We start from the raw sequence: 10,719 nt of genomic DNA, 5'->3' as shown, positions 1-10,719 counted from the left end.
CTCGTGCAGCAGACCCCACCGTGCGCCGGTTGTCGGACTAATCCGGTGAGCACGTCGATGCCGTTGGGGGTATTGAGCTTAGGGAACGTGGCCGCATGTCGAGGTCCGGGCGCGCGTGGCCGGCCGGTAGGCGTGGGCGTTGGCGCCCGGTGGTTGCGTCTCGGCTGCCGTGTGTGGTGAGCATGGGAGTGCCTATGAGGCGTGCAACCCGCATTCGGTCTTGTTTCGTCCTGCCCAGCGTCCGCTGCGAGGGTCCTCGTCGGGTGCAGGTTTCTTGGTGCAGGGCGCACAACCGATGGAGGGGTAGCCCTCGTCAACGAGTGGGTTGACGAGGACACCGTGCTTTTCGATGTAGTCGTTCACGTCTTGGTCGGTCCACGTTGCGATCGGGTTGACTTTCACCAGCCCGAACGACTCGTCGAAGCTGATCAGCGGTGCGTTAGCGCGCGTGGGTGATTCGACCCGTCGCAGCCCGCTGACCCAGGCGGCGTAACCGTGCAGCGCCTTGCGCAGGGGAAGGACTTTGCGCAGGCGGCAGCATTCGTTGGGGTCGCGCGCGAATAGGTCTTTGCCCAGCAGTTCGTCCTGCTCGGCCACGGTATGCTCGGGTGTGACATTGAGTAGGTGGATGTCGTAGACGGATTCGACGGCGTCGCGCGTGCCGAGGGTTTCGGCGAAGTGATAGCCGGTGTCCAGGAAGATCACAGGAACGCCCGGATGTACGTCGGCGGCCAGCGAAATGGTCACTGCTTCTTGCATGTTGCAGGCCACTACCCACTTGCAGGTGGCCCAGCTGCGGGGCCCGTCCACGCCGCCGAAGGTCTCGTCGGTCCAGCGCAAAATTTCGTCTGTGCTCGCACCCTCGAGGTCAGCTGCTCCGCGCCGCGCTAGTTCGCGCAGCTGTTCCTCGGTGAAGTTCATTGCAACCATTCGCGTGGCCCCCTTAGCGCAAGTCGTCCTCGTCGGCTCGCAGCGCCCAGGAGGCGAAACGTTCGCCGTCCTTGCGTTGGTCGAGGAACTTACGGGTGACTCGATCGATGTAATCGCCGAGCTCGTCGCTGGTGACCTTGTGCTGGCGAAGTTTTCGGCCAAAGTTGCTCTCGTCGCCCAGGCCCCCGCCGAGGTGCACCTGGAAGCCTTCCACCGAGGTGCCGTCGCCGTTGTCGATCCACTGGCCCTTGAATCCGATGTCGGCGACCTGGATCCGGGCGCACGAGTTCGGGCATCCGTTGAGGTGCACGGTGATCGGAACGTCGAGCTCGGCGTTGACGTCGGCTAGGCGCTGTTCGAGCTCGGGCACCAATGTCTGTGCCCTGACCCGGGTTTCGGCGAAGGACAGCTTGCAGAACTCAATCCCCGTGCAGGCCATCGTGTTCTTGCGCCACGTCGACGGTCGTGACGGCAGGCCTATGGCGTCCAGCCCGGCGACCAGTTTGTCGACCTTGTCGTCGGGCACATCGAGGATGACCAGCTTTTGGAACGGGGTGAACCGGGCCCGATTTGAGCCGACCTTATCCATCAGATCAGCCACCGCAGAAAGAATGGTGCCCGAGACGCGTCCGGTGATGGAGGCGACGCCGATGGCGTTGAGTCCGTTCTTGATCTTCTGTACGCCGACGTGGTCGATGGGATGTTTGACCGGCTCGGGGGGCGGGCCGTCGATCAGGCGACGGTTGAGGTACTCGGTTTCCAGGACTTCCCGGAATTTTTCCACGCCCCAGTCTTTGACCAGGAATTTCAGCCGGGCCTTGGCGCGCAGCCGCCGGTAGCCGTAGTCACGGAAGATCTGGGTGACGGCTTCCCAGACGTCGGGCACATCCTCGAGTGGAACCCATACACCGAGCCGCTCGGCCAGCATCGGGTTGGTCGACAGGCCGCCGCCCACCCACAGATCGAGGCCGGGTCCGTGTTCGGGGTGGTGGACCCCGACGAACGCGACGTCGTGGGTCTCGTGGGAGACATCCTGCAGGCCCGAGATCGCGGTCTTGTACTTGCGTGGCAGGTTGGCGTAGTCGGGGTTGTTCATGAAGCGCCGGATGATCTCGTCGATTGCCGGGGTGGCATCGAGCACCTCGTCGAGCGAGTCGCCAGCCAGGGGCGAACCGTGGATGCCGCGCGGGCAGTCACCGCACGCCTCGGTGGTGGTCAAGCCCACGGACTCGAGCCGCCGCCAGATCTCGGGAACATCTTCGATCCGGATCCAGTGGAATTGCACGTTCTCGCGGTCGCCGATGTCGGCGGTATCGCGGGCGAATTCGGTCGAGACTTGACCCAGGGTGCGCAGGGTGTGCGCCGACATGGGTCTGCCGTCGGAACGCACTCGCATCATGAAGTACTTGGCTTCGATCTTGTCGGTGTTGTCGTCGCCGGTCCAGCTGCCGTCGTAGCCCTGCTCGCGTTGGGTGTACAGGCCCATCCACCGGAACCTGCCGCGCAGATCGGACTTGTCGATGCTGTCGAAACCGTGTTGGGAATAGACGTTGAGGATGCGGTCGCGCACATTCAGCGGCGCGTCGTCGGTCTTGATCTTTTCGGTGTCGTTGAGTGGTTCGTGATTCCCCAACGCCCACTGGCCCTCATTCCGAACCTTGGCCGGACGAGTTGTGGTCATGTGTTGAGTTCCTTCCCGAACAATCGTCGACGCGGGACCGCTAACGCGCATCGGTGGCGTTACTACGCCGGGCTCAGATCCGCCGGCGGTGGCCAGGGTTGGGCTGTCTGGCCGTTGCGTCACGATGATGTAGATCGGTTGCCACCCGTGGGGCGTCGTTGCACCCATGGGTCACTATCTCCATGGTGCGTCACTCGCGGCCGGGTCGGCAGCGGCCCACAGGTTGTGGGCACACAACAATTGGTTGTGTGCTGCTATGCCTTTCAATGCGTTGCGGCCGAACGGATTCCAGCTAACTCTGGTTAGTTTGGTGAACGTGACGTGGCTACGGTCGCAGCCGCGCGTATTGCGGCTTCTCCGACGCACAATGACATGCGGTGTCGATGAAATCTCACCCGTTGGTCGTAATGACCGACTTCACCAAGCCGTCCAACGACGCTGATCGATGTCGTCGTCCCTAGCTCGCGCCGGCCGACGGGACAGCACGCGCGGCTTATCGCTCACCTTCGGAAACTTGTCGAGCTAATGGCACGCTTGGCGGCGGCTGCTAATCCGATAACTAAGCAGGGTCAACAGATTGCCTGGCCGTAGGATCGGCAGTGCCGAAAAGTATTGTACGCCAACGGTTACTCCCTAACGGTCTCCACAACTAATGGTTGTGATGCCACAACCATTAGGCCGCTGTCGACGTTCGGTCGGACGGTGAAGCATCAGAAACCAGAACTGTGGCAATAACTGGGAGAAAAGACGCGATGACCGCCGTAGCGCCGTCTCAACCGCGGTTGCAAGCCGGCCGTCCTTTTCCTGAACGGTCAGGCCTCAAGGGCACCCTGCTCTACAAACTTATTACCACGACCGATCACAAGTTGATCGGCATCATGTACACCGTCACCTGCTACGCGCTGTTTTTCCTCGGCGGGCTGATGGCGTTGCTGATGCGCACCGAGCTGGCCGCTCCGGGGCTGCAGTTCCTGTCGAACGAGCAGTTCAATCAGTTGTTCACCATGCACGGCACGATCATGCTGCTGCTGTATGCCACCCCGGTGGTGTTCGGGTTCGCCAATTTGGTGCTGCCGCTGCAGATCGGCGCGCCCGACGTGGCATTTCCGCGGTTGAACGCCTTCTCGTTCTGGCTGTTCCTGTTCGGCGCGCTGATCACGATCGCCGGATTCCTCACGCCGGGTGGTGCCGCCGACTTCGGCTGGACGGCCTACACGCCGCTGTCCGACGCCGTGCACTCGCCCGGCGCGGGGGGTGACCTGTGGATCACCGGCCTGATCGTCGCCGGTCTGGGCACCATCCTGGGTGCGGTCAACATGATCACCACCGTCGTGTGCATGCGCGCGCCCGGCATGACGATGTTCCGGATGCCGATCTTCACCTGGAACATCCTGGTGACCTCGATCCTGATCCTGATCGCGTTCCCGATCCTGACCGCGGCGCTGTTCGGGCTGGCCGCCGACCGACATCTGGGCGCCCATGTCTATGACGCCGCCAACGGCGGAGTCTTGTTGTGGCAACACCTGTTCTGGTTCTTCGGCCATCCCGAGGTGTACATCATCGCGTTGCCGTTCTTCGGCATCGTCACCGAGATCATCCCGGTGTTCTCGCGCAAGCCGGTCTTCGGTTACACCACCCTGGTGTACGCGACCCTGTCGATCGCCGCCCTGTCGGTCGCGGTGTGGGCGCACCACATGTTCGCCACCGGAGCGGTTCTGCTGCCGTTCTTTTCGTTCATGACCTATCTGATCGCCGTGCCGACGGGCATCAAGTTCTTCAACTGGATCGGCACGATGTGGAAGGGGCAGATCACCTTTGAGACGCCGATGCTGTTCTCGGTCGGCTTCCTCATCACGTTCCTGCTGGGTGGCCTGACCGGCGTGATGCTGGCCAGCCCGCCGCTGGACTTCCACGTCACCGACAGCTACTTCGTGGTCGCGCACTTCCACTACGTGCTGTTCGGCACCATCGTGTTCGCCACGTACGCGGGCATCTACTTCTGGTTCCCGAAGATGACCGGCCGGCTGCTCGACGAGCGGCTGGGCAAGCTGCACTTCTGGCTGACGTTCATCGGGTTCCACACCACGTTCCTGGTGCAGCACTGGCTGGGCGACCTGGGGATGCCGCGGCGCTACGCGGACTACCTGCCCAGCGACGGCTTCCAGCCCTACAACGTCGCCTCGACCGTCGGCGCCTTCATCCTGGGCGCGTCGATGTTCCCGTTCGTCTGGAACGTCTTCAAGAGCTGGCGGTACGGCGAGGTCGTCACGGTCGACGACCCGTGGGGCTACGGCAACTCGCTGGAGTGGGCGACCAGCTGCCCGCCGCCGCGGCACAACTTCACCGAGCTGCCCCGGATCCGTTCGGAGCGCCCGGCATTCGAGTTGCACTACCCGCACATGGTGGAGCGGCTGCGCGCCGAGGCCCATGTGGGCCGCGCGTCGGCTGATCGGGCCCGCATAGTGGCGGAAAAGACGCGGACGACACACGAATTCCAGTAATTGGCTTGACGGATGGCAGGTGAGCGTTCGGAGTCCCGGTGAGCTCGACTAAGACGATCATGTCAGCGGAAGATCCCGTCCTCCGCTTTCTCCGGATCATCTCGTCGGCTTCAAGACGCGCCCGGTTGTTCTGTTCGTGCTGGGGGCGCAGCGGTCAGGAAGGTCTGCGCTGACCCGGTGCTCTCGCTGTGCGGTGGCACGCTGCCCGGCACGATGTTGGGCGCCGACGCGCACAATCCGCGTAGCTATTGGGAGCCTCTGCGTTGCCTAACACTGCCGGCGGTGCCGCTCGTGGTGATCAGGGAACCCAGTAGTACGGGCGGTAGTGTGACGTATCGCAGCAGCCCTGCTGCCAACCCGGAGCAGGGTATCCAGATGGCCACCCTGCAGTCGGTGATGAGGCTCATCACCCCGGGAGCGGCGCTATGCGCAGGTGGGACAGGGCAGCTCATGGGTGCGTCTGGCCGACGGCACCCGTTACCGCCATGAGGGCCGCTGACGCGATGTGCCGCGGTGGGCCAGGGCTTACAACTGGGCCAGCGCCACGTTCGTGCCGTTGGTCCTACAAGCCGTGCTCTCCGCACATCGTGAGTGCGACCACCCCGATCGAAGGGTGTGAGGTCAGCCGCCGAAGGGTGGTCGGGCCATCACGGTGGGCCGGAATCCATATTTGGGTCCGACACCGCCGTGTCCGACTGCACCGGCGCCGGCTAAGGGCATACCGCCGAGCAGGTTTCCCGCTCCCGCGCTAGCCTCAGGGGCAGCGCTTACGGTGCTGACGGGGATGGCTTGCCCCAGCATCGGAGCGGGTGTGCTGGCCGCAGACCAGGTGACCGGTACGGACAATTTGCCACCAACGGAGGCGGCGTTGCCCAGTGCTGCGACCGGGTGAGCAGCGGCTGCGCCACCGCCGAGCATGCCGCCCAGCCCGCCCAGGCCAGGCAGTGCCTTGGCCGCTGGCGCCGCGCCGCCAAGAGCGCCCATTGATTTGGCGATCTGGACGCCGAAGTTGCCCATACCGACGGAGAAGTACGGAAGACCTTCGGTGTTGTACCACAGCGCCGAAAACGGGTTGTAGCCATTGACGAAAGAGCCGAGGCTGGTGGGCAGTGTGGTTTGCCCGGTCAGCAGGTACCAGATTTCGGAAAAGGGATCGCTGGTGGTTGAACTCGCCGTGCTCGCTGTGGATGCCGGCGCTGCGAGGGTTTTGAGCGTATTGGGTGTGCTCGAAACCGCATGCGACAATGCGGATTGCGTGCCGCTGGCGGTGCTGCTGCCGGTCGCGTTGGCGACCGCGGCGCCCTGGGTGGCTTGGGCGGTCGGGTTGGCAATCTGGGGTGCTGCGGTAAATGGCGTCACTTTGGTCGCGGCTGCGGATTGACCCGCGTAGCTATACATTGCGGTGGCGTCCTGAGCCCACATTTCGCCGTATTGCGCCTCGAGTTGTGCGATCGCCGGCGTGTTTTGCCCCAGCACGTTGGTGGCGAGCAACTGGGCCGTCTGGGCCCGGTTGCCCGCTACCAGCGGGGGCGGCACCGTGGCTGCCAGTGCGGTCTCGTAGGCGGTGACCGCCGCACGCATTTGGGTGGCCACCTGTTCGGCTTGGGCGGCGGTGGTGCGCATCCATGTCACATACGGTGCTACGGCTTGGGCCATCGACGCCGACGCCGATCCCAGCCACTCCTCGTTGCTGAGCGCGGTCACGATCTTGTCATAGCCCAGGGCGGTCGAATTCAGCTCGGCCGCTAACCCGTTCCATGCCGACGCGGCCGCTGTTAGGGTCTCTGGCCCCGGCCCGGTATACATCCGCGCGGAGTTGTATTCCGGTGGGTTCGTTCCAAAGTCAATCACCTTGATCTCCTTAGCTGTCCGCGGCCGTGGTGGCCGCTTTGGTCGTCGCGCACGACCTTGAGCTCCTGCTCAAGGCATTGACCAACATCTTGTGAATGGCGGCCGCCTGCGCACTGACGGCCTGGTCTATATGCGCATGGGCGACGAACTGTGCTGCCAGGGCCGAAACCTTGTCGAGGACCGCCGGTGTGAACCCGTTGTAGGGTTCGCTGCCGCCGTATTCCGCCGGCGGGCGGTGCCATCGGGTGCCCGTTGGTATTTGGCGGAGCTCTTGCTGGTTTAGGCGCCGATTGTTGGGCTGACTGGGCGGCTGTTGCACCACGGTTCGGTGACCCAGCTGCGCCGTGAAGGGATGGATTGTCGCGGTCAGCATCGCTTTATCCGGCCGAGGGGGGACGGGTCAGTACGCTGCGGCGAAATCCGTACTTGTTAACGGCGTCGGTGCCGTTGCGCCGACCCGTTGCTGCGTTGGGGATTCCGCGCAGCAGTCCATTGCTGGTCGCGGCATTGGACGCGGTGTGGATCGAGGTAGTCTCTGTCGCGCTGAGTGCGGGGCTGCCTTGCGATACCGGGGTGGCCCAACTCTGCGGAACTGACAACATGCCGACCTTGCCGGCTTGGCCCACACTAGCGGTAAGCCCCGCATGACCGACACCGCCAAAGCCGCCCAGGCTGCCAAAGCCTAAGTTTGCGAATTGCGGTGTCGGATACCAGGCTCCGCTACCGGCTGTGGTTCCGGTGCCAAAGACCAACTGCTGGGCCATTTGGTATGCCTGGTAGCCGGTGCCGTAGGAGTTATATTCCTGCAGTAGGTCGTGGAAGATGATCTTGTAGTCGTTGGGCACGAAGCCCCACCAGTTGTTGGGGCCTGGGATCAGCGAATTCAGTGAACTCGACGATGTGCCGGTGGTGGGCAGCGTCGACGACACCTGCGGTACGGTGGTAGCCGTCGCTAGCTGCGGTGTTGCTGTGGCTGTGGTCTGTGCGGTGTTGCCCGCCGGTGTCGCGGTGGCTTGGGCCACTGCAGCTGCCTGGTCGGTCTGTGCGTCTGGGGTGGTGGTCTGCGGCGGTGAGGTGAACTGAGTTAACTGCCCAGCTGTCGCCGACGAGCCGGCATAGCTGTACATCGCCGCCGCATCTTGGGCCCACATCTGCATGTACTGGGCTTCGGTGGCCGCGATCGCCGCAGTGTTTTGGCCGAAGAAGTTCGTCGCGACCAGCGTCATGAGTAATGACCGGTTGGCGGAAATCTCGGGCGGGGGCACCGTCATCGCGTGTGCCGCGTCGAAGGCTGCAGCGGCCGCGCGAGCCTGGCTGGCCGTCTGTTCTGACAGATTGGCCACCGCTGCAAGCCAACTCACGTACGGGGTGACCGCCGACACCATCGACGCCGAGGCCGGCCCTACCCAAAGCGCGCTGGCCAATTCCGATATCACCGAATCGTAAACACTGGCCCCGGTACTCAACTCCGCCGCCAGCTGGTCCCACGCGGTGGCCGCGGCTAGCATCGGTCCCGATCCCGGGCCGGTATACATGCGGCCGGAATTGATTTCGGGCGGCAACGCCCCAAAGTCAAACACCGTGTCCTCCCCCTTTGGCGGTGGTCGCTGCGCGGGTGCTCGACTGTCTGCTACCCCAGGTCAAGGGCAGCGATTTGAGTGCAAAACTCTTTGACGGGAATTTGATAGCGGGCGTATAGCCCTGCGGCAGTGTGAAGTCGGGGATCTTCCTGAGCCACTCGCCGACGACGATCGCGAGTTCTATTCGCGCCAGGTGCGAACCGATGCAGCGGTGAGGACCACCGCCGAATCCCCAGTGCCGGTGCATCTTTCCGTCCATGACCAGGTCATTGGTCGAGACCTCGTCGCTGCCGTCGCGGCTGATCGCCGCTGTGCACAATCGCACCGGTGTACCGGGGGGAAGTGTCATGCCGCCCACGTTGACGACGTCGGTGGTGACGCGGGCGGCCAATGGTGCGGCGGGCTCGAGTCGGACGATCTCTTCGATGAAAACCTTGATCTGCTCTGGTCTTTCGCGAAGCTGTTGGCGCAGTGTGGGTCGGCGCGCCAGTTCGAAAAGCGAGAAACCGATCGCCGCGGCCACGGTATCCAGACCGGACAGCACCAGCAGGTGGCTCATGCCGATCAGTTCGAGGTCGGTCAATTCTCCCGGATCGGTCATTATGTTTGAGAGCAGGTCAGATCCCGGGTTCCGCCGGCGTTGCTTGATGGCGTCGGTGAAATACGCCAACAGGTTGTGCCCTCCTTCGGGTTTGCCGTCCACCCCGGCGTCCTTCCACGCGATCACGCGATCCCGGTCTTGCAGCGGCAGCCCGTAGAGGTCCATGAACACCTGGAACGGGTACAGGCGCGCGAACTCCATGGCGTCGCACTGATTTCGGTTAGCAAGGGCGGCGATCATGTCCACCGCGTGGTGCTCCATCACCGGCCGGAACTTGCTCATGGCGTGAGGACTGAAATGCGGCTGCAGGATTTTGCGGTAGCGGGTGTGCTCGGGAGGGTCGAACCCCGAGGGCAGCACCGGCACCGGAATGCCCGGCGGCTGCAGCGCCAAATGTGCTGAGAAGAGATTGGGTTCGCTTAGCGCAAATAGAACATCCTCGCGACGGGTCAGGTAATAGGCGCCGTTCATGAACACGACCGGCCCGGCGTCGCGCAGCGCCTTCCAGCCAACTCCGCGATCAGCAGCCATCGGCAAGGTGGAATGTTCCAGCCGCGGTAGGTGAAAGTCGTCCGTAGCAATCCCAGTCGGAATCCGACTTGATTCGATTTGGTCGGGATCGACGCGTGGTGCTTGCGCCCCGGTACTCATCGCTGCCTCACCTGGCTTGCGACGACTCGGGCCGGGTGTTTTGCGCATGCAGCCATGACTGTTCCTCCAAGACAATGACGTTGAGAAAGAAGCCGACGCTGAAGATGTCGTGGTGTTTTGCCGGATGGTGTGGCCCGTTACAGCAGCAGCGCATTGGGCACATTCCGGGCAGAGGCCCGGTGAATGACCTCAGGAGCCCAAGCCGCAGCGTTACGGCAAGCTTTTGTGCGAGTTGGCCTTACCGGGCCGAGTCAGACTCCACGACAGCGCGCGGGTCTGTCAGCAGCGGACGATGCAGAGCAGGGTGGAGGTATCTCGGATGTCAGGGACAGCCTCGCAGACAGGCCATGTGTGGCCATGCGGCTGCAACTGGGAGGAAGCAAATGACGCCGGCAACACCGAGAAGCCCGATTGAGGCGACCAGTGAGTCCAACTGGCCGGCCGATCCTTTGTCATCCAGGTGTTGCGAAACGGCTTCTTATCCGCGGGCATTGAGCCCTTCGACAAGACGTGACCTTGATGGCTGACGAGTTCGGGGACGCTATGACGTTGCGCCTCACCGGCATGGATAGCGACATCGTCGGTGTGCTGGGTCCACGCGGCCGGCTCCGGCAGTGCCGCCGCACCCAGCGGGGGACGCAATGAGGACCCCGCAACCAAAGCAATGAACACGCTCAACACGGCTACGGCCGTGATGGTCAGCTGCCATCGTCGACTCATGCCACGCCCCAAAGCTCCAGCTTCACAGTGGCCCAAATATAAGACAGAAGATTTAAACGTACTCCAACAAAGACGTGAACAGATGCTGACGAGGGCCTGTGAATGCGCAGGTAATGCGCTGACAGTTGGGTGCAGCTGCGCAACGGCTATCGACATGCTGAACCGTCTTGGCCATAATGCTGCGTCTTCAGGCGAGACGTCACT

The 10,719-nt window shown here is 63.2% G+C and carries 7 protein-coding genes and 2 pseudogenes; 3 read left to right on the top strand and 6 right to left on the bottom strand.

Going from position 1 to position 10,719, the window contains the following annotated elements:
* Positions 1 to 192: 192 nt before the first annotated feature.
* Together DQP57_RS25225 and DQP57_RS25220 are read right to left on the bottom strand one after the other, a co-directional pair.
* Entirely contained in the window at positions 193 to 930 is a 738-nt protein-coding gene (locus DQP57_RS25225; protein ID WP_112635481.1) for a phosphoadenylyl-sulfate reductase, read from the bottom strand.
* Between the two features lie 13 nt (positions 931 to 943).
* On the bottom strand, positions 944 to 2,611 hold the full coding sequence (locus DQP57_RS25220) for a nitrite/sulfite reductase (RefSeq protein WP_112635479.1): 1,668 nt from the start codon (positions 2,609 to 2,611) through the stop codon (positions 944 to 946).
* A 752-nt stretch (positions 2,612 to 3,363) separates the two neighbouring features.
* Between DQP57_RS25220 and ctaD the strand changes: the two genes are divergently transcribed.
* Together ctaD and DQP57_RS27700 are read left to right on the top strand one after the other, a co-directional pair.
* Positions 3,364 to 5,112, top strand: a complete 1,749-nt coding sequence (gene ctaD, locus DQP57_RS25215) for an aa3-type cytochrome oxidase subunit I (protein WP_112635477.1) — start codon at positions 3,364 to 3,366, stop codon at positions 5,110 to 5,112.
* A gap of 130 nt (positions 5,113 to 5,242) precedes the next feature.
* A pseudogene (locus DQP57_RS27700) lies at positions 5,243 to 5,430 on the top strand (sulfotransferase family protein); the annotation flags it as partial.
* Between the two features lie 303 nt (positions 5,431 to 5,733).
* On the opposite strand, the gene DQP57_RS25210 reads toward DQP57_RS27700, so the two are convergent.
* From DQP57_RS25210 to DQP57_RS25195, 4 genes and pseudogenes are all read right to left on the bottom strand, one after another.
* On the bottom strand, positions 5,734 to 6,963 hold the full coding sequence (locus DQP57_RS25210; RefSeq protein ID WP_276310862.1) for a PPE family protein: 1,230 nt from the start codon (positions 6,961 to 6,963) through the stop codon (positions 5,734 to 5,736).
* 10 nt (positions 6,964 to 6,973) lie between these two features.
* Positions 6,974 to 7,185, bottom strand: a pseudogene (locus tag DQP57_RS27360) (PE family protein); the annotation flags it as partial.
* Positions 7,186 to 7,340: 155 nt separating this feature from the next.
* Positions 7,341 to 8,543: a PPE family protein gene (locus tag DQP57_RS25200; RefSeq protein ID WP_112635473.1), complete on the bottom strand. Its 1,203-nt coding sequence runs from the start codon at positions 8,541 to 8,543 to the stop codon at positions 7,341 to 7,343.
* Positions 8,536 to 9,675 (bottom strand): cytochrome P450, encoded by a 1,140-nt coding sequence (locus tag DQP57_RS25195; protein ID WP_240631885.1) that lies wholly within the window; start codon positions 9,673 to 9,675, stop codon positions 8,536 to 8,538. The genes DQP57_RS25200 and DQP57_RS25195 overlap by 8 nt, the downstream gene beginning before the upstream one ends.
* A gap of 639 nt (positions 9,676 to 10,314) precedes the next feature.
* Between DQP57_RS25195 and DQP57_RS27515 the strand changes: the two genes are divergently transcribed.
* Positions 10,315 to 10,440 carry a hypothetical protein gene (locus tag DQP57_RS27515; RefSeq protein WP_276310861.1) on the top strand — a complete coding sequence of 42 codons (126 nt, stop codon included), beginning with the start codon at positions 10,315 to 10,317 and terminating at the stop codon, positions 10,438 to 10,440.
* Positions 10,441 to 10,719 lie beyond the last annotated feature (279 nt).

Source organism: Mycobacterium colombiense (assembly GCF_003284935.1).
Taxonomy (GTDB): domain Bacteria; phylum Actinomycetota; class Actinomycetes; order Mycobacteriales; family Mycobacteriaceae; genus Mycobacterium; species Mycobacterium arosiense_A.
Note: the sequence above shows the minus strand (reverse complement) of the source record. Positions and strands in the feature narration are given on the sequence as shown.

Bases quoted from the DNA above. Each gene is read 5' to 3' on its own strand.
- DQP57_RS25225 (WP_112635481.1), bottom strand. From the start codon at position 930: ATGGTTGCAATGAACTTCACCGAGGAACAGCTGCGCGAACTAGCGCGG.
- DQP57_RS25220 (WP_112635479.1), bottom strand. From the start codon at position 2,611: ATGACCACAACTCGTCCGGCCAAGGTTCGGAATGAGGGCCAGTGGGCG.
- DQP57_RS25195 (WP_240631885.1), bottom strand. From the start codon at position 9,675: ATGGCTGCTGATCGCGGAGTTGGCTGGAAGGCGCTGCGCGACGCCGGG.
- DQP57_RS27515 (WP_276310861.1), top strand. From the start codon at position 10,315: ATGGCTGACGAGTTCGGGGACGCTATGACGTTGCGCCTCACCGGCATG.
- ctaD (WP_112635477.1), top strand. From the start codon at position 3,364: ATGACCGCCGTAGCGCCGTCTCAACCGCGGTTGCAAGCCGGCCGTCCT.